The sequence below is a fragment of the Treponema sp. J25 genome, assembly GCF_004343725.1.
Classification (GTDB): domain Bacteria; phylum Spirochaetota; class Spirochaetia; order Treponematales; family Breznakiellaceae; genus J25.
On record NZ_PTQW01000021.1, the window covers coordinates 1 to 23,387 of the forward strand.

At 49.7% G+C, this 23,387-nt stretch carries 17 protein-coding genes; all 17 read right to left on the reverse strand.

Annotation, left to right across the window (positions count from 1 at the left end; translation table 11 throughout):
* Nucleotides 1–754: hypothetical protein (locus C5O22_RS07480; RefSeq protein WP_132780595.1), on the reverse strand; the 754-nt coding region annotated here is incomplete at its 3' end.
* 61 nt (nucleotides 755–815) lie between these two features.
* Nucleotides 816–2,090, reverse strand: a complete 1,275-nt coding sequence (locus tag C5O22_RS07485) for an L-rhamnose isomerase (RefSeq protein WP_132780596.1) — start codon at nucleotides 2,088–2,090, stop codon at nucleotides 816–818.
* 81 nt (nucleotides 2,091–2,171) lie between these two features.
* The gene (locus C5O22_RS07490) at nucleotides 2,172–3,344 is read right to left on the reverse strand and encodes a class II aldolase/adducin family protein (RefSeq protein ID WP_132780597.1); all 1,173 of its coding nucleotides are present in this window, start codon (nucleotides 3,342–3,344) and stop codon (nucleotides 2,172–2,174) included.
* Between the two features lie 8 nt (nucleotides 3,345–3,352).
* Complete coding sequence (rhaM, locus tag C5O22_RS07495) at nucleotides 3,353–3,667, reverse strand: L-rhamnose mutarotase (protein ID WP_132780598.1); 315 nt, start codon at nucleotides 3,665–3,667, stop codon at nucleotides 3,353–3,355.
* A gap of 3 nt (nucleotides 3,668–3,670) precedes the next feature.
* Nucleotides 3,671–4,684 (reverse strand): ABC transporter permease, encoded by a 1,014-nt coding sequence (locus C5O22_RS07500; protein WP_132780599.1) that lies wholly within the window; start codon nucleotides 4,682–4,684, stop codon nucleotides 3,671–3,673.
* Nucleotides 4,681–5,658 (reverse strand): ABC transporter permease, encoded by a 978-nt coding sequence (locus tag C5O22_RS07505; RefSeq protein WP_132780600.1) that lies wholly within the window; start codon nucleotides 5,656–5,658, stop codon nucleotides 4,681–4,683. The genes C5O22_RS07500 and C5O22_RS07505 overlap by 4 nt, the downstream gene beginning before the upstream one ends.
* Nucleotides 5,651–7,192: a sugar ABC transporter ATP-binding protein gene (locus tag C5O22_RS07510; protein WP_132780601.1), complete on the reverse strand. Its 1,542-nt coding sequence runs from the start codon at nucleotides 7,190–7,192 to the stop codon at nucleotides 5,651–5,653. The genes C5O22_RS07505 and C5O22_RS07510 overlap by 8 nt, the downstream gene beginning before the upstream one ends.
* A gap of 115 nt (nucleotides 7,193–7,307) precedes the next feature.
* Nucleotides 7,308–8,336: a rhamnose ABC transporter substrate-binding protein gene (rhaS, locus tag C5O22_RS07515; protein ID WP_132780602.1), complete on the reverse strand. Its 1,029-nt coding sequence runs from the start codon at nucleotides 8,334–8,336 to the stop codon at nucleotides 7,308–7,310.
* A gap of 172 nt (nucleotides 8,337–8,508) precedes the next feature.
* Nucleotides 8,509–9,987, reverse strand: coding sequence for a helix-turn-helix domain-containing protein (locus C5O22_RS07520; RefSeq protein WP_132780603.1), 1,479 nt, complete (start codon nucleotides 9,985–9,987; stop codon nucleotides 8,509–8,511).
* A complete protein-coding gene (locus tag C5O22_RS07525) occupies nucleotides 9,984–11,942 on the reverse strand; it encodes a histidine kinase (RefSeq protein ID WP_132780604.1) in 1,959 nt (652 codons plus the stop codon). Before C5O22_RS07525 ends, C5O22_RS07520 begins: the two co-directional genes overlap by 4 nt.
* 31 nt (nucleotides 11,943–11,973) lie before the next feature.
* Complete coding sequence (locus C5O22_RS07530) at nucleotides 11,974–13,236, reverse strand: zinc-binding dehydrogenase (RefSeq protein ID WP_132780605.1); 1,263 nt, start codon at nucleotides 13,234–13,236, stop codon at nucleotides 11,974–11,976.
* Between the two features lie 33 nt (nucleotides 13,237–13,269).
* On the reverse strand, nucleotides 13,270–14,847 hold the full coding sequence (locus C5O22_RS07535) for an FGGY-family carbohydrate kinase (protein WP_132780606.1): 1,578 nt from the start codon (nucleotides 14,845–14,847) through the stop codon (nucleotides 13,270–13,272).
* A gap of 14 nt (nucleotides 14,848–14,861) precedes the next feature.
* Nucleotides 14,862–16,397 (reverse strand): SDR family NAD(P)-dependent oxidoreductase, encoded by a 1,536-nt coding sequence (locus C5O22_RS13810; protein ID WP_486389493.1) that lies wholly within the window; start codon nucleotides 16,395–16,397, stop codon nucleotides 14,862–14,864.
* Nucleotides 16,390–17,835, reverse strand: a complete 1,446-nt coding sequence (locus C5O22_RS07545) for a PHP domain-containing protein (RefSeq protein ID WP_132780607.1) — start codon at nucleotides 17,833–17,835, stop codon at nucleotides 16,390–16,392. Before C5O22_RS07545 ends, C5O22_RS13810 begins: the two co-directional genes overlap by 8 nt.
* A gap of 9 nt (nucleotides 17,836–17,844) precedes the next feature.
* Nucleotides 17,845–20,301: an alpha-ketoacid dehydrogenase subunit alpha/beta gene (locus tag C5O22_RS07550; protein ID WP_132780608.1), complete on the reverse strand. Its 2,457-nt coding sequence runs from the start codon at nucleotides 20,299–20,301 to the stop codon at nucleotides 17,845–17,847.
* A gap of 17 nt (nucleotides 20,302–20,318) precedes the next feature.
* Nucleotides 20,319–21,728, reverse strand: coding sequence for a dihydrolipoyl dehydrogenase (lpdA, locus tag C5O22_RS07555; RefSeq protein WP_132780609.1), 1,410 nt, complete (start codon nucleotides 21,726–21,728; stop codon nucleotides 20,319–20,321).
* 90 nt (nucleotides 21,729–21,818) lie between these two features.
* The gene (locus C5O22_RS07560) at nucleotides 21,819–23,363 is read right to left on the reverse strand and encodes a dihydrolipoamide acetyltransferase family protein (RefSeq protein WP_132780610.1); all 1,545 of its coding nucleotides are present in this window, start codon (nucleotides 23,361–23,363) and stop codon (nucleotides 21,819–21,821) included.
* Nucleotides 23,364–23,387: the final 24 nt, after the last annotated feature.

The following is a 23,387-nucleotide window of genomic DNA, read 5'->3' on the forward strand; positions in this document are numbered from 1 at the left end:
GTTCTACCGTCAGATCCCCCTCACTCAGGGAGCGAATACCCCCCACGATCGATACTACACTCCGTGCAATGGTACCGGAAAACAGCAGGGCCGCTACGGTGGTAAGCACCACAAACACCGCAATAACCCCCAGGGTAACAAAGAGGGACTGGCGCCGTATCTGGGCTATACGGTCATCGATAACCAGGCTCTGTTCATCAATCACCTTGATGGAAGAATCAAGACTATCGTTTAAAATACCGATGGCCGATTCAAGACGGTTCAAGTTGAAAAGGGCCTGCATCCGGAGATTGCCATCCTTATTAAGAGGGTCATCGGTAAGAATTCGACGGAAAGTCATTCGATCTACCGAGACGAAAAGTTCTTCCGTATTGGCATAAAGCTCTTTAAAAATTTGGTCCACATTTTTAAGATTTTCTTCGTTTAACTTCTGAAGTCGCTCGATAATCTCCAGGGCTTCCCGTAAAGTAGCGTCCCGCCGCAAATAGGAAACCTCGTTTATCCTCGTAAAAACCTCTCTATAACGATTCTGGGCTTCCTCAAAACGAAGCTTACTTCGGCTAAACATGGCCGTACTGAGCCGATTCGTTTCGATAGAAAGGTTGTACATGCCATTTTTGACCGTATCCAGGATTCGCCGTTCTGATTCTATCCGTTCAACAGGGGCCTGCATCACCACATAAAGAGAAGAGGCCCCGAGAACCAGGGCCACCACCGCGACCACTAGGGCAACTAGTTTTGCTCGAATGTTCATATAAGTATTCTAACATAGAATAAACAAGATTAAAAGAAGTAGTAAGTCATACAATAAAATACTATCTTCGATGAGAAAGTACCTCCCGTTCGTACCGTTCTACCTGGGATCGCCAGGTAGGACCATTGGGGATATGTTCCCGATAACACAGATAATCCCAAACCGCCGTGAAAGGAAGGGTCTTTGCTTCTTCCATAAGGGCAAGGCGTTCGTGGAGTTTTCCCCCCATTTCGGCCTTCCGAATTTGGTTAACCGGCTCAAGGAACGCTTCCAGCAAGGCCAGACGGAAACTACGGGCCCCAATCACCCAAGCAGCAATCCGATTAATCGAGGCATCAAAAAAGTCCAGGGCAAAGGCAACCCGGTTCACTAAATTAGCCCGAACCACCGCCCGGCAGACATCCCGCACATCGTCGGAATACAAAACGACGTGATCCGAATCCCAGCGAATTCCCCGGCTTATGTGGAGAAGCACCGTTGGGACGAAAAGACTTAAGGCAGAGATTTTATCGTGGATTGTCTCAGTCGGATGAAAATGCCCCATATCAAGACAAAGCCCTATTTGACGTTGCACCGCATAGCCCATATAAAATTCATGGGAACCCACCACGTAGGCTTCGCTCCCGATCCCAAAAAGCTTGCTCTCCACGGTGTCTATGATGTGTCCAGCAGGATAGGATTCCTTAAGGATTTCATTCAGGGAGTCGAAAAGCCGCTCCCGCGGTCCGAGCCGATCCAGGGGAAGATCCTTTGAACCATCAGGGATCCAGATGTTATCGATACAGGGCTCATTAAGGGTCTTTCCCAGGTAAGCCGCAATACGCCGACAGGCTTTCCCATGACGAACCCAAAACTGTCGAATAGCATTATCTGGATGGGCTAAGGTATATCCTGAAGATGCTTTAGGATGAGAAAAAAAGGTAGGATTAAAGTCCAGGGCTATCTGTTGTTCCTGAGCCCAATCAATCCATTTTTTAAAATGTTCTGGTTCTAGCTCATCCCGATCTACCTTTTTGCCACCAGTTTCCGCATACATGGCATGGAGATTAAAACGTTTTTTCCCGGGAATAAGGGAAAAGGCAAAGGAAGCATCTTGACGAAGTTCATCTCCGTTTCGGGCCCGGCCAGGATAATTACCGGTGGCAAGGATTCCTCCGCCGGACAAGGAATCGCTTCCTTCAAAGCCTACCACATCGTCTCCCTGCCAACAATGAAGCGAAAGGGGAACCGCCAGCGTTTGGGTTATCGCCTGATCCGTATCCACCCCATAACTTGCATAAATTTCCTTAGCAATTTCATAGGCCTTTTCTATCGAGGTCTGCTGTGTTCTTTCCATAATTAATCTTCTCCTTGTTCTTATGGGATTTTCTCCCTTTAATATTAGGCTATCGGACAGGACATACCTTTTCTTCCCTTCCTAACGGGTCGAAACTTGACTCCGGTATTGCTCCACCTCCCAATTTAGAATAAAGGCAACCTGTTCTCTGGTAAGGAGTTTACTCCCCCCAAAGGATTCGGCATAAGCAGCAATTTCCAAACTATCCATAAACAGGGCCACCGCCAAATGAGCCGCCTTTTCGGTATTTCCCATGCCAAAGGCCCCAATGCCCCGGACTACTATTATTTTAGGAGAACGGTTATATCGACGGTAATACGATTCCCAGCGAGGAGACAATTCCTCTAGAGTAGGCACATACAGGGGCTCAGGTCCTGCATACACGATATGGTCAGGTGTGAAAGCCCCTGCCAGGGGAGAAAAAGTAGTTTCAGTTTGAGCACGGAATTCCAATTCCCGCGTATTTCTAGCAGCCACAAAAAGAGGAGCATCTTCTCTTTCTCGGCTTTTCTCTTCTTGTGTCTCTGAAAAACCACCAGGGATATGAGGAGGTGCCACCAACGTTTTCAAACGTTCCTGAATTTGTTCTATCGTAGCTGGATCTACCGGAAGACTCTTACCATCAGGGCGACGCCTCAGAGCCATTTCCAGGGTGCTCATAATACCATCATAGATCTGCCGAATTTCTTCCGGGCTAGATCCTCCCACAAAAACGCCATGGTTTTCCAAAAACGAAATAGGCGGAATTGCCTTACCTTCCCGGCCCCGACTATCCAGTATCTCTCGAACCTTGCATGAAAGAACATACCCCGGGTCTGTGTAGGGAATCCAGAGAGCCTGTTCCCCAAAAAGACGATGGGCCACCGTTTCACCGAGTTGAGCACAGGTAAGACCATTTACCAGCGCGGGATGGGTATGAACCACGTAAGCAAAGGGCAAAAGGTCGTGGAGCAGGGTTTCTACACTGGGCCGTTTATGTTCTTCCCCAGGGAGACGAGCAGCCATTAAATCACCCAATACTTGGACTTCCCGTTCCGAGGCATTCGTGCTATAGGAACGAAGCCAGATGGACCTAAGACGTTCCCGATCCATGCGAACAAAACCAGCTTCATCTATCGTTGCGAGGGATGTGCCCGACCCTTTTATATACAGAATAGAACCTTCTTTATATGAAGTATTTCCACCACCTCCAATGACATAGCCGGGAGTAGATCCATACCAGCGGGATAACTGTACTAACTCTGTAATACCCATGGGTACCCCTAATCCATATGAAACATTTCGATGAGATCTTCCGCGACCGGTGACTCGTCAGGATTGGTTTCCATGAGATCCTTCATCATGTGCCACCATTTTTGCACTACCGGATTCTTAGGAAGCTCCCCATCAGTGGCATCATCGGCTAGATACTGGAACGCAAAGAGAAGATTCGTCTTGGGTTCCAGATAAATTGAATAATCGGAAATCCCCGCTTTTCGGAGTTCCGCCTTAAGTTCGGGCCAGATGGCATCATGCCGTCGCTTATACTCTTCCTGGCAGCCCGGCTTAAGGTACATCACAAAGGCATGTCGTTTCACTCTTTACCTCCCTTTTCGCAATCGTTTAAAGGTTTCCCCGATGATAACCGAAAGAATCAGCAGGGCCCCCGTTACGAAATTCATAACTCGACCGGGAATATTGACGAGCCCCATGGCGAATTTGAGGTACCCCAGGAGAAAATTCGCCAGTACTACTCCATAGATACCTCCAAAACCACCAGTAATTGCCACTCCACCCAACACTACCGAGGTAATTGCATCAAGTTCAAATCCCATGGCTATGTTGGGTCGAGTAGAACCAATACGGCTGGTTAACAAAATAGCGGCAAGACCTGAAAAAAGGCCAGCCCAGGAGAAAATTAAAAAGCGGATGGTATCTACTGGTACACCCGAAAAACGAGAGGCCACAGGATTTCTCCCAATGGCATACACCTTGCGACCAAAGGTGGTACGATGGAGCAGGATCCCTGTACCAGTGGCCAGCACCAAGAACAGGACAAGCTGGAACGGTACGTGGGTCCCCGGGAAATATCCCTGTCCCAAATAGGCGAAATCCGCTGGATACTGGGTATAGGCCTGATCCCCCAGAACGGCCTGAGAAATTCCTCGAAAGAGAGACTGGGTACCAATGGTAACCGCAATTGCAGGAATCCCAAAGCGAGTGATAAGAAAACCATTAAGCATCCCTGCTGCAAGCCCCACCATGAGCCCCACAACCACCAATACCGGGGTTGGCATTTGGGCCTGGGCTGCAGCTCCCATTGCAAGAGAGGCCAACGCCACGATAGACCCTACCGAGACATCGATATCCCCACAAAGAATGATAAACATCATGGGAAGGGCAATAATCGCCTTTTCAGTAAAGTTAAAGGTGGTTTCTAGAAGATTTCCCCAATCAAGAAAGAAAGGAGAAAGGGAGGCCCCAACGGCCATCACTACAAAAAAAATGATAGTAAGGACCACCTCCCAGCTTCGAAAAAGATTAAACAATCGCTCCTGCCAGCCCCGAGAATATAATATACGCTGTTCCTGAATCCCAAGACCTTCCACTTTCATATCAGCTTCCTTTTAGCAACCATCGTTTTCTGATTTTTTTGATTTACCACCGTGTTAGCCACAATAGCCACAAGGATTGCGAAGCCCTGGAGAGCCATCTGATAAAAAGGTGAAAGATTGACCACCGTGAGGGCGTTATATAAAAGACCCAGAAAAAAAGCTCCCAGAACCACCCCCAGGATAGTCCCCGAACCTCCACTCACAGAAACCCCTCCAATCACACAGGCGGCTACGGCCTGTAATTCATATCCCAGGGCCGAATCGGTCTGAGCCGCGGCATAGCGGGTTACATACAGGAGTCCCGCCAACCCTGAAATAGCACCACTTAACAGAAAAACAAGACCATCAACTTTGCTGCCTGAAATACCTACAAGCCGGGCCGCTGTTCGATTTCCTCCCACCGCATACACGAAACGCCCCCACCGACTGTAGGTTAAAAAAATCCCTACCAGACATACCACTATGGCGGTATACCACAATATCCCGCTTATCCCCAAAAAAGGTGTATGAGGGATGTTTTTAAAGGATTCGGCCATCTCGTGGGCACTTACCCACTGTCCCCCTGAAAGAAGAAAAACCAAGGCTCGATACATCGCCATGGTTCCAAGGGTAGTAATAATGGAGGGAATTCGGAGAACTCCTACAAACAATCCATTGAGTCCTCCCTGGATAAGCCCCACTAGAATGGCAAGGGCAACTACCACTGGAATCGGTAGCAAAGGAACCTTCATGTTAAGCATGGCAAGGCTCATACCCGTTAGAGCCATTATTGATGGGATAGAAAGATCGATTCCCCCCGTTAAAAGAACGAGGAACTGGGCCGTCGCAGCCAGCATGAGCACCGCCGTATCATTAAGAACATCGTACATATTAGAAGGAAGGGCAAATCCTGGAGCCCGCAGGCTTACTAGCCCAATAAAAAGAAAAATGATAATTGTTAACGTTACTTCCCGTCGCTGTATCCAGTTACCCATGGTGGACAAGCTCCTTTTGATGTGACACTTTTGTTCCCATGGCAGCTTTCATAATTAGTTCTTCTTTATAGTCTTTCCGTTCAAAAACACCAGCCACCACTCCTTCATGCATTACCACCACCCGATCGCTCATGCCTATGATTTCCGGTAGTTCTGAAGACACCATAATAACCGCCATTCCCTCAGCAGCCAAATCGCTAATAATGCCATGGACCGCCGCCTTTGTGGCCACATCAATACCCTTCGTAGGTTCGTCAAGAATGAGTACCCGAGGACGAGTTGCGAGCCACTTGGCGAGTACCACCTTTTGTTGATTTCCCCCTGACAGGGTTTGCACATCGTACTGCAAACCAGCAGCCTTAACTTCCAATAACCGGGCATACTCTTTCGCGAATTGTAATTCTCTCTTTCGATCCAAAAAACCTATCCGCGACAAAACATCAATCTGAGGAAGGGTTATGTTCTCCATAATTGACATGGTAAGCACCGCCCCCTGGCGTTGACGGTCTTCAGGGACATATACCACCCCCTTGTGCATAGCTTCTCCAGGATTTGTAAAACGACATTCCTGGCCATCCAAGAGAAGGAGCCCTGAATCATAGGAATCAACCCCAATAAGAGCCTGCATTACCTCGCTTCGTCCCGAACCAACAAGGCCGAAGAATCCAAGGATTTCCCCCGCTCGAACCTGGAAAGAGATATCCTTAAACACCCCACTTTTCGATAGGTTTCGCGCCTCTAGCCGAACTTCTCCAGGGGAGGAATTTTTTTTAGGAAAGAGTTGCTCGATGGTACGACCAACCATCATTTTAATAAGCTCTTCTTCAGTGGTTCCTGCGAGAGGCCCTTCTCCAATATAGGAACCATCCCGGAGAACCGTGTAATAGTCCGCAATTTCAAAGATTTCTTCAAATTTATGAGAGATAAAGACAATGGCAACCCCCTGGGCCTTAAGTCTTCGCACCAGGGAAAATAATTCCTCCGTTTCTCGAAACGTCAATGCACTGGTGGGCTCATCCATGACAAGGACCTTTGCTTCCCGAGAAAGGGCCTTGGCAATTTCCACCAGATGTCGTTCTGCGGTAGAAAGATTTTTGACCAGGGCATGGGTATCCAGGGGCATCCCTAATTTTTCAAGCACCCCCTGAGCTTGTTCGTGCATGGCCCGCCAAGAAAGGGGCCGCCACGGGAGAGGAAGACCTTTCCCCAGGAGAGGGGCATGGCCTATAAAGATGTTTTCTGCCACCGAAAGGTCCGCAAACATACTGGTTTCCTGGTGGATTACAGCGATACCCGCCGCCTGGGCTTCCTGGGGAGACTTAAAATCCACCTTTTTTCCCAGGTAGGTAATGGTACCTTTTGTGGGTCGATACACCCCGGTCATTATTTTTACAAGGGTGGATTTTCCCGCCCCATTTTCCCCAATCAAGGCATGAACTTCACCAGGACGGACCGTAAAATGCACATCCTCCAGGGCTTTAATTCCCGGAAAATACATAGAAATATGCTCTAGACTAAGTATCGGTCCTTGCATGAATATTCCTTTCTCTATAGAGGAACCGCCTTTGGCTCGTTTCTGAACAAGCAGAAAATTGTTTCCAAACCAGAGGGCGGTTCCTTTCTTTATAAGGATTTAGTTCACAACAACCTTAGAACATAGCCGCGAACTTCGCGATGTTATCTTTGGTAAAAGTAAAAGGTTCACCCATGATTGCCTGGCCTTTTGGACCAACCTTAATGGTTCCCATCCGACCCGCAGAGATAGTATCCCCTTCCTTTCCAGTATTCTTGCCTGTTACCAGGTTGTAACAGATGTACGTAGAGGTATAACCAAGATCGATCGGATTCCATAGAGCAATCGCCTTGGAAACCCCACCTTCCACATAGGCCCTCATCTCGGACGGGAGCCCAAGACCGGTCAGTTGAATCTTACCGGTAAGCCCCTGATCCTGGATAGCCTTGGCAGTGGCCGCCACCCCCACGGTAGTCGGTGCAATGATTCCTTTTAAGTTTGGATAAGATTTGAATAAGCCCAGGGCTTCTCGATAGGATTTATCAGAAGAGTCATCTCCATATACGACCGAAACAAGTTTCATTTCCTTGCATTTGGGATTTTCGGCTAGTTCTTTTTTCATGTATTCGATCCACGCATTTTGATTGGTAGCCTGGGCGGTAGCAGAAAGGATAGCGATTTCCCCTTTCCAGCCAATCATCTCCCCTAAAAGCCGTACCTGGCTGCGCCCAATAAGTTCCGTATCAGAAGGGGCAAGATGAAGGATACGCCCTGCTTCAGCAATCCCTGAATCAAAAGAAATAACCTTGATACCCGCTTCCATGGCCTTCTTAGCGGCCGGGACCAGAGCATCCTGATCGTTCGCAGAAATCGCAATTGCGTCTACTTTAAGGGCAATCAAATTATTGATAATTTCAATCTGACCTTCCGCAGTAGCAGAACTGGGTCCCTGATAGATAATTTCCACATTCCCAAGTTCCTTTGCAGCCTCCTGAGCCCCATCCCGGACAGCTTCAAAGAATCCGTTTCCTAGGCTTTTTACAAGAATCGCAATCCGAATTTTCTTGGCAGGAGCACCACCCTTGGCTTCCTGCCCTCCACTTGCAAAAAGACTCCCGAATCCTGCGATAAGCAGCACCAAGAGTAAGAGACTTTTCCGTTTCATGTCTTCCTCCTTTACGGTATACCATTTTTCACCCACAGGGGTGACCCTTTTAGTATGGCCCCTCTTTTGTGTACCGCATATAGGAGAGATCTCTCCTAAAGGGGGGATAAATCTACGATATCAATGGAAAAATTCCTCATCTTTGGATCCTGCATAGGGAAACAGAATGGGTTCATCCATTATTTACGGTGAGTTTTTTTAAGCGCTCGCTCTTACCAGCAGCATCCTTTTCTTCAGAAGGAACAACCCCAAAATGTTCCCGATAGAGCCGGGCAAAATATTTCTCATCCCGATAGCCTACCTCCCAGGCGGTTTCTTTGACCGAGTGTCCCTCCCGAAGTAAAAGACGGGCCTTTGCTAGGCGCAAAAACGTTAGATACTCTATAAAGGTGTAGCCTGTTTTTTGATGAAATAGAGAAGAAAGATAATTTGGAGAAAAACCATACCGTCGAGCGAGCATGGCTACGGAGAGTTCTTCCCGAAAATGTGCTGCCATATATTGTTGAATTTCTTTTATGGGATCTTTCAGAGCCTGGGATACACTAAAAAGATCAGGGAACTGTAGTCCAAGCCGTTCTCGAAGTCTAGGAATGTTCGGCCTACCCCCTATCAGATATTCTAAAGAGACCTGTTTTTCCACAAAGGTCTGAAAAAACTGATCGAACGTTTGTTGGAGTTCCTTCGAAAAATCTTCAAAAAGCTCTCCCAGCGAAACAAAACATTCAAGGGCCCTCTCTTCATCCCGACGTTTCAAAGCGATGATGCCCTCATATAAAAACTGAGCCCCCTCCAACTCCCGGGAACCATAGGGAAGAAGGGATTCCCGCAGCGTCATCCACGAGAACAGCCGTTGAGGGAAAAGTGGAGCATAGAAAAGATTCTTTTCAAGAGAAGGGAACTGTTCGAGGGCTTCCTCAAACTGGAGAACAACCATACCCTCAAGGCCATAATAGGGAAGGCCGGTTTTTTCTAGAAGCAATCGGAGCCGTTCTTTTACAGCCATTCTGACAGGGGGATTTTCTTCTCCTTTCTCAGATCGATATTCTCCTATTAACTCCAGGGTATACCCTTCCATATTGATACGCATCACAAGGTTTTCATCAGGGTCGTACTGGAGAGAAAGATATTCTTCTATCACCTGGGCGAGTGAAAAAAGATCACCCCCCAACACCAGGGGAATATAGCAGATCCGGGGATTTTCCGGTATTTTTTCCTTTTGACCAGAAGAACACAAACAATACTCCCACCTTTTTTTAAGGTCCTGCAGATGTTCTTTTTTTATTTTCTTAAGCTGTTCGAAACATCTTCGGCAAGCTTCTTCTACATCCTTCCGTTCTACCGGTTTTAAAAGATATCCACAGGCCCCCAGATCCAGGGCTTCTTTGGCATAGGAGAACTCAGGATAACTAGTAAGAACCACCCAGGGGAAGGTATATCCTTCTTGGACAAGGAGATTTATAGCAGTAAGTCCATCGATCCCTGGCATTCGAATATCCACAAAAACCCCATGGAACGTTTTTTCTCGCAGAACCTGTACCAGGGTTCGTCCGTGTTCTACCTCTTCAATCCATGCATGGCTATCTATCTCAAGAAGGAGACGTCTTATATTGTATCGAGCCAGGGGTTCGTCATCGGCTATAAGGTATCTCATGATATCACCGGCATAATAAGGGTTATGGTGGTTCCACCACCTGGATAGGATTCAATCCGTAAATAATCTTTGCTAAATTGGGGCATAGGAGAGCGGGGAGAAGAATACCACAGTTCTAACCGTTTTCTGACATTCTGTAATCCTATTCCTTCCGCAGTCGTAAGAGGATCGAAACCGACCCCTGTATCATGAATAATAATGCGGAGGGTCCGATTGGGTTCTTCGCCTGGTTTTTCAATCTGAATTGTTACGGTACCTCCTTCCTCTTTGGGCTCTATTCCATGAATAAGGGCATTTTCCACCAGAGGATGCAGGAGCAACTTGGGAATACGTACCGGACCCGCTTCTGGATCGACATCAATAGTCCACCGAAGGCGATGCTGGAATCGGAGTTTTTGGAGTTCCAGGTATCGTTCAATAAAGTCGAGTTCTTCCGCGAGGGTGCTTTCCTTCCGATGATCTACGGTGTATCGCAGGAGCGTTTTTAATGCGAGGAGAGATTTTTCTAGCTCTTCTCTTTCTCCCATTTGATTCAAAGCCACAAAACTATTTAACACATTGTAAAGAAAGTGGGGTTGCACCTGAGCCTGAAGGGACTGATATTCGGCATTCCGTTTTTCCATCAATTCCATCGACATGATCACATGGGCAAGAAAAAGGGACGCAAAATCTAAATAATTCTCAAATCGAATTATTTCTAGATCATTAAAGGGCCCGCTAGATCGATAAAGAAGCAAAAATCCTCCCGATTGTTCTTCCACAAGGAGGTGCCCCGCTAGCCAGAAACCCTGTTGGGAATCTCCATCGCTAATAATAGCCGGATAGGTACGTCGAGCTTCCTTAATAGCAGCCTGAAAACGCATCTGTAGATGTTCTGAGAGAGGAAAAGGAAGATTCCGCCAAGAAATAAAAGGCTTTTTTTCTACCCCCTTTTCCCGAATACCCCCAAAGAACGATTCCCCATCTTTAGAAATAAGCAAGCCTCCCTCAGCAGGAAAAAGTTGCACACACCGGTCCACAACGCCTGCCAGAACAGGATCAAGACTCTGGAGTTCCCCGTATTCATGACGGTTTTCTAAAAGTCCCCGGGCAAGAAACACCAAACTCCGCAAGTTTTCCTGCAAAAGTGCAGTGTATCCATTAAACTGATGAGCCAGAGTCTGAAATTCGTCCTGCACATTAAAAGAAAGGGGCGTCGAAAAATCACCTTCTGAAAGGCGGGAAAGGGCCTTACTAAGACTCGTGAGCCGAAAAACAATCCGGGAAGAAAAAACCAGGGGAATCCCTGTAGTAATTAAGGCCATTACCAATGAAAGCCCGAGAAAGGTATACATCATACCGGCCCGAACCCGATCCCCCTCCGTTTCGAGGGTCTCGATAAAATAGTTAAAATAACTTTCAAAACTATTTACAAGGTAATATGATGTTTGTCGGGCCTCATCGAAAAGGGCAATCACATCAGGGTCACTGGAAATCTGGATCTTAATATAGAGATCTTCCCCCCAGAGGGAAGAATTTTGTATCCGCTGTAATCGTTGCTGGAGCCCCTCCAGTTTTGCCAGAGCCTTGTGGAACATCACCTCCGCGGTATCGTATTCATCGCGTAATTTCCGTTCCTGTACCACCTGTAATAAAAGAGGATGACGCATGAAAGAATAAAATAATTGCTGGAAGTCGCGGGTCGCTTCCTTCCATTCCCGGAGGGTGGTATGATAGGGCTGAAAATACAGAATATCCTTCAGATTACCATAGGCCTCCGGGGCAAAGGCGCCAATCATGGCATCTTTGGTAAGATGGCGGATTTTTCTTGTCTGTTCAAGAAGAGCCTGCCCCTCTTTCATGGCCCCGGAAAGGGCCTGCAGTTGAAACTGGATCCTCAAGGAAAGTAACACCACCACCAGCATTCCAGAAAAAACAAGAAAATTGATAATTACGAACTTTCCCCGCAGTTTCATCGAATATCATCCCCTCTGGGCCACCGGAACCCTAAATATCCGGAGCGTGCTGCAACAAATACTCTTCCGCCTCTCGACTCCACAGGTTCCCGTGTTTTGCACAGATCCGGGCAAGTTCGGCGTAGAAAGGATCCGTCTTCCCCCGTTCGGCAAAATCTGTGATTGCCACTAGGTCCAACTTTTTATGGGTATAGATCAGCTTTTTTCCACCGGGGATTTTATCAAGGTGAATCACCGTATCGGGCACCGCATTCAGTCCCCCCACGTGGGTTATCATGAAAACCGGATTTAACAAGCCCCGGGACATCATCTCCAGAGATTCGATCATGTCTTCCGTATTCCCCCCACTGGTACCTACGAGGTGATGGGATTCATAATGGACGTCATAAAAGTTCAGTTGGGCCGAAAAAGCAGGATCCGTGGGACCCGCAAAGAAATTGAGACACCCATCATGCCCCAGGAGCCGATCCGCCATTTCCACCAGGGCCCGGACTGGTGCAAAGACAAACACATCATCAAACTTTTTGCCCCCGTTCAGGCTCACCAAATGGTCTACCGGATCTGGCAGGTCCCGGGTGTTTACATAATGAAGGGTAATACCCAGGCGCTGGGCTTCAGCGGGGCTCAACAGTTCCTGAGCCCGGCTGAGACGGGCCTCATCAATATCAGTAACGACGATGTACCGGGGTTTGCGAGGATTATGAAGGGCATAATCGATGGCCCCGAGCCCCATCGGTCCCACTCCTGCAAGGAGGGCGAGGCTTCCCCCTTCTTTTATACCCATTTCATGAACATACGATCCGGGAGAAGTATGATACTGGGCGTGGAAGGCTCCCACAATACAGGAGACCGGTTCCGCCAATGATCCCATAAAGAAGTTGTCCCCCTGATAATCCAATAGGCAGTTCATTTCCATTACTTCAGGGGGAATAATCACGTAGGTGGCATCTCCGCCGATATATTGATAGGAATAACCCGGCGCCCAGAGGGTCCCTTGATAATTCAGAGCCGGTTGAATTGCAAATTTAGAACCCTCCTTAAAACGGCCCTGCCATTTTTTACCCACCTTCTCGATAACCCCACAGAATTCGTGCCCCACCATCACCGGTTCCTTCGCGAGGTCATGACGGACCCGCTTATGGGAAGTTCCCTGCATGGCAAGCTTATGGGTAGACATACAGACCGAATCGGTTACTACCCGGGCCAGGATCTCATCGTCCCGAAGTTCAGGGAGTTCAAATTCCTCAAGCCGTAAATCGTTAACTCCGTACAAACGGACCGCCTTTGTTTTCATGGTACCCTCCTCATTGGTGATACGTATTTTCCCCTAGCCCCGGATCCACCGTTCCCAGGCTTTTCGATAGTCCCCTATTTCTTTATAGGATTCTTTGGGGACTTCCCGGTACTCAACCACAAAATCTTCCGACAAATCAGAAAGTCCCTTGCCGGCATAAGCCATTTTGGCGATCATAGCAGCTCCAAAGGCACTGGCTTCGGCAATATCTGTCAAAAAAAGAGGATTCCCGGGGAGAGCTGCGGAAAGCAGGTGATTATAGGCGTGATCTTTTCGGAAGCCTCCCTCCACAAAGATCGGCTGAGAAGACCGAAGCACCACCCGTTCCAGGGCAGTAAGACTTTGCATCACCAGTCCTATTCGGAGAGCCGCAATAGCATCCTCATAGGGAAATCCTGCCAATGGCCCTCGTCCAGAGGCATTGAAGTTTTCTTGCGTTGAGCTCTGTTTTTCCCTTTCTTGGATGGGCACCGATCCTGGTAGCCCTGCCATCTTTACAAGTTCCTCGTATTCATAGGAATAGCCCTTTACCACAAGACGGGCTCGGGACTGAGGGTACTGTCCCGAACCGGGGGTAAGTTCAGGAAGCACAAAGACAGATCGCTCTGAAAGGAGTCGCTGGTACCGTCCAGGCTCAAAGGGAGGAATGTCAGACCGGCCGTATAAGCGCATCAACAAGGAAGACCATTGCTCAAACTCAAAACCACCGAGAAAAATGGCGGTTTTTACGGGACTGCGAAAAGCAGACTGATTAAAAAACACCACCTTTCCCAGATCTTCGGGATTGAATCCATAGGTATCCATCGGGTTCATGATGACACACCAGGTACCGGTAGAATTGAGCACAAAGCCGGTTTTCCCCTTCTTTGCAAAATGAGGAAGAAGGGCCGCATTGGAGTCATGAATACCCATGGTAACCAGAACATTTGGGGAAAGCCCTGTGAGCCGCGCTATCTCTGGATTCAGGGTTCCCAAGATATCCCAGGAATTTTGCAGGTGAGACGGCAGTAGAGGAAGGAGCCCCAACGCTCGGGCCACCGAAGACCAGTCCTGGCGCTCCCAATCCCACAGATAGGTGTGGCAGCCCGTATAGGTCCCTTCCGCCCCAACCTGTCCTGTAAGACGAAATCCCCAATATTGGGGATAATTCAAGACATATCTGACCTGGGACCAGTCTTCAGGGAATTGTTGCTGGGCAAACCAGATTCCCTTGGCAAGATTGATAAGGGCTCCAAAGGGAGGCGTGCCAGTGCTTTTCTGGAGTTCGATGGGATTACCAAAACGCTTATAAAATTCGGTGTGGAAGGAAGGTCCCGGCTCGTGGGTGTATAAAACGCAGGGAAGTACGGGTTTCCCTTTTTTATCCACACCCACAAAGGTCGCCCCATGGGTTGATACCGAAAGAGCCACAATCGGATATTTTTGGGCAACCTTCCTCAATTCTTCTATAAACCACTTTTCTATTCCCTCAAGATCATGACAGGGTATACCCCCCCTTTCTACTGGCTGAAACGTCCGGTATACCGCCTCCAATTGGTTCAAGTTTTCATCGTAAATCGCCAATCGTTTATTGGTCATTCCAATATCAAAAACCGCAATGGCATATTCCATAGGCACCCCCTTTCTTAGTGGAGCATCACCTGTCCCCCCGTTACCGGCACAGCCTGACCCGTTTCATATTCCTGTTCCACGATGTAATAAAGGGCTTTGAGTACGTCTGGCCCCGTACAGCCCCGTTTCATAGGAATCTTGGCTTCATAAAAGGCCCGCACATCCTGCACGGTCTTCGCCCCCGGGACCTTCCCGGCCCGTAAATATTGAACAAAGAGCCCCCGTTCAGGGTCAGACCAGAGGGGCCCATCAAAAAAGTTACCAGGACAGATGGCATTCACCTTTATGTTATACTCTACCAGTTCTAGGGCAAAACTCTGCACCAGGCCAATTCCTCCAAATTTACTCCCCGCATAGGCGCCGTTCTTGTTAGACCCTTCAAGCCCTGATTTAGAGTTAATTTGAACTATATCCGTATACCAGTAAGGGGCCATAAGAGCCTGACGACGAAGCACCTGCGCTGCATACTTGGTCACCAAGAAAAAAGCCGTATAATTCACTCGAGTTACCTGATCAAAATCTTCAAGGGATTGATCAAGTACGCTCCCAGCTCGGAGAATCCCCGCATTACTGACACAAATATCCAGTCCTCCCGTTTGCTGGCTTACAAGCTCAAAAAGATCCCGCACTGACCTTTCTTCTGCCACATTACAAAAAACGGGAATGGTAATTTTTTTGTTGAGAGCACGATTTATTGTCTCCGAAAGGGCTTTGGCTTTTTCCAGGTTCATATCAGCGATATACACCAGGGCCCCCGAAGCGGCGAGCCCGCGGACGAGTTCTTCTCCGAAGCCCTGGGCGCCACCAGTAACCAGGGCTACACGGCCGGCAACAACCTGGTTTCGCCCCTCTGCCCGGGCACATAGTGGCGCCACCGCATCGATAGAAAGAAGAGTAACGTTGTCGGCCTCCCCTTCTTTCATATGCGGCGGCCCGGGCTTCTCCCATTGAGTATTTGTTGCGGGTTCTTGTCCTGGGGTGTCTTCCTTTGACAGAACAAGCTCCAATGAGGAGAAGTCCTCTGTAGCGGCCCGCCGGCAGAGCCGATCGTAGTCTGTATCGACCCAGAAGCAAAAAAGATCATTGCCACAGCGAAGGGCCAACAAAGAAGTAAAACCGCCGTTTCCTTCATCCCCGGCGGCAGGGGAAGGAGCCGCCCGATTTTCTGTGAGGGCGGTTCCTTCCTGTCCCTTTGAGCGGGATCCAGAAAGTTTTTTCCCTGGAGCAGGTCCATCAGTAAATCCAGAGAAAGCCTCTCTAAGTTTTTTGGTGACCCCCTCTTCCCATTCCTGCCGGCGGGCCGCCAACGAAGTCTCGAAGGTCCCCCCTTTCGGACCCTGGAGTTTCGCCGACACGCTTTGTTTTTCTGTACTCCCCTCAGGGATTCCCTCTGCGGGATTTTTTTCCTGCGGGAGTACCGGTACCTCTACCAGGGGTACCGATGGGGGAACCTCCTTTACAGGACGCCCCTGGACTAAAACCGAATACCGTAACCTATCAAGATAGAGGCCCCGGACAAAGGGAGCTAATAGGATTTCAAGATCACCCATGCCATCCTCCTTGTTCGATTCGCTCTGCCCACTGGTGGGCACTTTTTTCTGGTTCCTTCCGGTCCAGGCCTTTCCCAATTGTGGCATAACGGTCAAGTCGTTCTTTAAGCGAAAGCTCTTTCCAGGGATTGGTTGACGAAAAAAGTCCTAAGGATGGCCGGACCGAGGCCAGCCGTTCATGGGCAATAAGGGCCCAGGTAGTGTCCACCAGGTGGCGAAACTCTGGTTCTACCACCTGGGGGCACCGAAAGGATTGGCGGGAACTGTTGATATCTACCCCTGATATTTCCATAAATCCATATTCAGCACAGAGCCTTTGCACACGACGAAGTTGTTCCCGGCTATTGCGGGGGGGCATGTAGGTTACTGCCTGGAAACCCGTTGTTTTAAGGAAAGAGAACAGTTCATCCAAATATGAATCTTCAAACTGTTCTGCTTTTTTATCCCCCGTCGGAGATTCAGACACATCCCCCAGGTACGCATAGGCAGGAATGGCTCCGATAGTACGGGCAAAATCTACCACCCTATGTACCGGTGGGCACTCGGTCTCGTCCGGTTCAATATAAATAAGGGGAAGGATTTCGGTCTTAAAAATTCCCAGAAGGTCGTAAAGATAATGGGGATTGTTTTCTTCCAAAAGGTATGACACAAATCGAGGGGGGACCTGAACGAGCAAAACTTCTTCTAAAGCTGTAAGTAAGGGCTGACCCCTTCCAAAAACCGCCATACATCGCTGGGCCAGAGCAGCTAGAATGTGTCGTTCCGTAATGGTCCCCCCCCGATGATAGAGGGAGAGGGGCACCACATGACTCTCAAAAGAAAGGGGACCGAGTGGTGAACTTTCAAGTAATTTTTCATTAAGCCGTTCTACCATGCGACGACTACGGAGATAGCGGGCCTTTCTGACAGGATCAAGGAATTGCTGGACCACACCAAGGGATGGTGAAGGGATACCCTGTACCGTCATGTAGGCAATCCCGGGAGAATCGGGGTTGTTAATCTTACGATCCTTGAAAGTAGTAAAGTTCCCCTGTCGATCAGTTTTAAAACTGACCCGAACTTCAAAGCCTACACAGGATCCGATTCCCACGAGCGCACAGGCGGCCTTCATTTCTTCTGCAGCGCCTACCGAATCGTGATCTACCGAGCCAGCCGCTCCTAGTCCCGCATCCCAAGCCCGCAGGGCTGCCATGGTCGGAGTATAGGGACTAAAGCTATACACCGTGTGAATATGGTTGTTTACTTCCTGAACTTCTTCCTGAGAAGATGAGGTAAGCTTTCGTTCCGCTTCCCCGTTACATCCTTCAAGGTATAGCACGAGGGCTCGCAGCCGTTCTTCCCTAGTAGAAAAGGGGGTATCAATTCGTTCAAGCAGTTCCTGCTGTTCTCTGACTTTCGCTTCCCTAGGGCCTTCCCGACATGGTTGAATAGGTTCCATAAGGGCCCCCTATACTCCCATACGATACCGACGAGCCAGATCTCCCCGAGTTTGCACGGTTGTCGGTCGATACCCCGGCAAGGGAAGAATCCGTTCATGAATGGTATCCACTATCCATTCCACCTGGGGGAAATAGAGGCTTTCCATTTCTGCCGCAGGGGTAATCCAATTGCGGCTTCCGACCACCGCCACTGGCGCATCGAGGTAATCAAACGCCAGGGTTTGTACCATACTGGCCACGGTATGCAAGAAATTTCCCCGTTCCACCGCATCGCTTGCCAGCAGAAGCCGCCCCGTTTTTTGCACCGACTCCACAAGAAGATCGTATTTTAAGGGATTGATAAACCGCAGGTCGATGACTTCCGCAGAAAGACCCCATCGTTCCTCCAGGAGCTTTGCTGCATCCAGGGCCCGATAGAGGGTAGCTCCCAGGGTCGCAATGGTAAGATCCTGACCTGGACGACGAACAATGGGTTCCCCTTCGGGAATCTCATAGTACCCTTCAGGGACACCACCAGGAACAAAGAGTTCTCCCATATCATAGAGCAACTGGCTTTCAAAGAAAATCACCGGATCGGTTCCTCGCAGGGCCAGATTAAGCATTCCCTTGGCATCATAAGGGGTAGCAGGGAACATTACCTTGAGGCCGGGGATGTGGGCCACCAGGGCACTCCAGTCCTGGCTATGCTGGGCTCCGTACTTGTTCCCCACCGAAACCCGGACGACGAGGGGCATTTTCAAAAGACCCGCCGACATGGCCTGCCATTTTGCGGCCTGGTTAAAAATTTCATCCCCCGCCCGGCCCATAAAGTCGCAATACATGAGTTCCACCACTGCTCGCCCACCCGACAGGGCATATCCTACACCGGCACCGACAATGGCTCCTTCCGAAATGGGGCTATTAAAAAGACGATGATAGGGAAGAAGTTCAGTAAGGCCCCGATATACCGCAAAGGCGCCACCCCAATCACGGTTTTCCTCACCCCAGGCCGCCATGGTAGGATCCACTGAAAATCGATAGGCCAGGGCCTCAAAAAGGGCATCCCGATACTGGTATACCCTGTTCTTAGGGAGAGGTTTTCCCTCGGTATCGAGGGCATACCGAGCCCGACCTGCAATAGACTTTACTCGGGGATTTTCCTCAAGGGGCTGCAAGAGTTCCACTGGTCGCTCATCAAACCTTTCTACCTTTCCGTTAGAAAACATTACCGATTCAATAAACGTCCCGGTTGCCCGGGGACAGGCCGTATCATCTGCGGCGAGGGCCAATACTCGCCGGACCTTTTCCACAATAGCTCCCTGTATGCTGTCAAGTTCAGTCTGGCTTACCACACCGCCTTCTACCAGGTACTTTCCATACCAGGCAATAGAATCCGCCTCTTGCCAGAGCTTAATTTCCTCGGCAGTCCGGTAACTCGATGCATCCGAGGGGGAATGTCCCGAAATCCGGTAGGTAAGGGTATCCAGGAGAACCGGTCCTTTGCCAGCAAGCAGAATTTCCTTTTTTCGTTTAATCGCATCGGCTACGGCGAGGGGGTTATACCCATCGACCCGTTCACTGTGCATGTTTTCGGGATTTACCCCCGCGCCTACCCGGGCCAGGACCTGGTAGCCCATGGTTTCTCCCATGGTCTGGCCACCCATACCGTAAAAGTTATTGAAGAAATTAAAGAGAATAGGCGGGGACCCACCTATTTCCTTTGGCCAGAGGGTCCGATACTGATCCATCGAAGCCAACATCATGGCTTCCCATACGGGGCCACAGCCCATCGATGCATCTCCAATGTTGGCAATAACAATTCCCGGTTTCCGGTTTATCCGTTTGTACAGGGCCGCGCCGGTGGCGATGTCCGCAGAACCTCCCACAATGGCGTTATTAGGCATGGAACCAAAGGGAGTAAAAAAGGCATGCATAGAGCCCCCAAGGCCGCGATTAAAACCAGCCTTTCGGGCGAATATCTCAGCCAGGGTGCCAAAAAGCACAAAATTTTCTGCCAGGTCCCGGATATTCGTATATGGTATCCGTTCGGCATAGGAAAGGGTTTCTCCACCAAGGTACTGTTTCATTATCTTTTCGAGCTGGCGTTCTTCAATCTTTCGAAGAGCTGAATAACACTTGGCAAGGATTTCCCCATGACTGCGATGGCTCCCAAAAATAAAATCCTCTGGGCCCAGATGCACACACTGACCAACAGCGGCGGCTTCTTGTCCTATTGAAAGATGGGCCGGGCCCTTATGGGTATACGATATTCCCTCCCAGGAACCGGTAGTCTTTATGGCATTCAACATGCTTTCAAAGGTACGAATGGTCACCATATCGTACCAGATGTGAATAAGCCCTTCCTTGCCATACTCTTTCAATTCCCTTGAGAGATCGCTCGTATAAGAATTAAGAGGGATCGATTCGATTTTTAAAGTACCCTTTTTTCGTACCTCTTTGGGATCTATCACTATGGATTTTGGCATAAACATCCTCCTATTTTTTATTCAAAGGCCCACACCGCATCTCGCAGCACCTCTGAAACTGTGGGGTGAGGAAAAATTAATTCCCGGACATCCTGAATACGGAGTTCCTGTTCAAGGATGAGGGCGGCCCCCCAGATAATTTCCGACGCATAGGGACCCACCAGGTGAATTCCCAGGATACGGCCTTTATGGGGGTCCGCCAGAACTTTGCAAGTGCCGGGGATTCCAAAGCCATTTTCTGCCACAAAGCGACCCGAAACCTTGAGGGGCACCGTTACCTTTTTGTAAGGGATCCCCTGCCGTTGGGCATCCTGTTCAGTAAGGCCAACCCCTGCCGCTTCGTTTATTCCATATACCACCCAGGGGATGGCCCCCCACCGCATACGGAACGTTCCCCGCCGAGGGGAGGCCCCCTCAAGATAGGTCAGGATATCCTGGGATGCCACATCGGCCATCCTGTAGGCTCCGTGGGCAAGCAGGCTCCTCCCCGTCACGTCCCCCGCCGCCCAGATACCCGGTATATTGGTGCGCATCCATTCATCCACCACAACTCCCTGGGGACCTACGTCAAGGCCAACCGTTTCAGCTCCCCATCCCTGGGTTTGGGCACGGCGTCCTACTGCCATAAGGATTCGGTCTGCGGTGAGCTGTTCGCTCTTTCCTTCCCGATTCGTATACGCAAGCGTATTCCCTTCAATTTTCTCCACCCTAAAACCGAGACGAAAATCCACTCCCTTAAGGGATTTTCGAAGCAGGGGCGCCAATTCTCGATCCATAAAGGGGAGAATCTCATCGGTCATTTCAATTACCGTGACAGGCACCCCGAGGGCTGAGAAGAGACCAGCAAACTCAACCCCGATGACTCCCCCTCCCACTACTACTAAGCTCTGGGGAGGATCCCTACTATCTAAAAGCCCCGTAGAATCCACAACGGCGGGGTTATTCTGGATCCCGGGAATAGGGGGTATTATTGGTACTGAACCGGTACACACGAGCACCGCGAGGGCGCTGTATTCTTCTCCGGCCTTTTCCCCCTGGCTAATCTGGACACGGGCAGGCTCCGTTCCTCGAGGTGGAGATATCAACCTACCCCACCCTTCTATCACGGCGACACCAGACCGTTTCATCTGGAAGGCAATCCCTTCCCGGAGCTTTGTCACCACCTCTTCTTTCCAGCCCTGCATGGTCTCCCAATCATAGCGAAGCCCTTCCACGGTTACGCCAAAGGATCCCGCATCTCGGCTATGGAAGTAGAGCTTTGCACTATGGAGGAGCGTCTTGGTGGGGATACACCCCACATTAAGACAGGTGCCCCCTAAAAACTGAGGTTCTATCAACAATACCTTACGATGGTGGCTCCCTAGGCGCTCTGCCGCCTGATAACCCGCCGGGCCACCCCCCAGGATAATCACATCAAAGGCTGACATGGTTTTTCCCTTTCCTTATTATGCTCTTTCATGATCTACACCTCATCTTTTTCCTTCCCCTAACAGTCAGAAGGCCTCCTTGCTTCCCCATCAAAGGGCCATCCAGAGATCAAACTGTTCTACCGCCTGGACCAGGGCCTGCAAGAACCGGGCAGCCGGGGCCCCATCTACGACCTGGTGATTAATGGTAAGACTAAAGCCTATGTGAGGTTCCAACACGAGGTTCCCCTCAGGCCCCTGGATAGGCCGCGGTTCTATGGAACATACACCGAGGATAGCTACCTCTGGCACATTAAGTACCGGTGTAAAGCTTGTTACGCCGAGGGCCCCCAGATTAGTGACCGTAAATGTAGAACCCGTGAGGTCATCCGGCGAAATGGTTCCATCGAGACAGGCCTGGGCAAGGAGTTTTGCCTTCCGAGAAATTTCTACTAACGAACAGCGATTGGCATAACGAATCACCGGTACCATGAGCCCTCGGGGGGTATCCACCGCCATTCCCAGGTGCACATCCTGGTAGGTAATAAGCTGTTCATCCACCTTATGGGCATTCATGTATGAATAGTGAAGAAGCACCCGGGACACTAAGAAAAGAATCATATCGTTGATGGTAATATTCCTGAGGCCCAGTGTTTCTGCACTCTCTTTAAATTCCTGTCGCAGAGCAAGGATCTTCTGAGCGGATCCATGACTATGAAGGGTAAATTGGGCGGTAGTAGCCAGGGATTGCCACATCCGTTCTGCGATAACCTTCCGAATACCCTTGATAGGGGTAACGATGGGCCCCTCTGTACCAGATGTTGGGGTCTCTTTTTCTTCCTGTGAAGTAAGAACCCCTTTCTGGCTTACCCCAGGCGGGAAAGAGCGATCCTTCTCTTTTCCTTCTGGAAATACAAAAGAACGAAGATCTTCTTCCCGGATCCGACCTCCAATTCCAGTTCCTTCAGTCGGAAGGGATGTAAATTCTTGAGATTTTCCAGAAACATCATTTCCGTAACCAGCCTGAGGCGGCCCGGAATTCCTACTTTCTATCAGAGTTGCCCGGGCTGCGGTGGTAAGGGGCGGTCGTTTTTCAAGATAGGCCTCTACATCCCGTTCGATAATTCTTCCCTCAGGGCCGCTACCCGAAAGGTGGTAAAGGGGCACCGCTTCTTTTTCCGCCCGTTTCCGAGCCCGTGGCGAAGCAGGTACATGGTCCGCGGGGGGTGAGGATGGGGGTTTCATTTCCTGAGAGGGGGCTTCAACCGAAATGGGGCCTTTTACTTGTCCGGAAGGTACCCCACCTGGAGATGTGGACAACGGGCCCAGGTTTTTCTCCTCCTGTCCCCTAGCGGAGAGTGAGCCCCTCGCATCCTCTTTGTGCTCTTTCTGGCCGAGGGCCGTTTCCCAGGCTTCTCCCGCTTCGCCAATAACCGCAATAGGCTGTAATACCGGAACATCTTCTCCCTCGGGATATAACAACTTCAGAACCACCCCTGCCACACCGGCAGGCACCTCAAAGGTGGCCTTATCGGTTTCCACATCACACAGAGGAGTTTCTGGTTGTACCAAATCTCCTTCCTTAACATGCCAGGCCACAATAATGCATGATTCTACCGTGTTTCCCTGCTTTGGCATTACCACCACCTGGGCCATACCGTACACCTCCTTGTGGTTCGG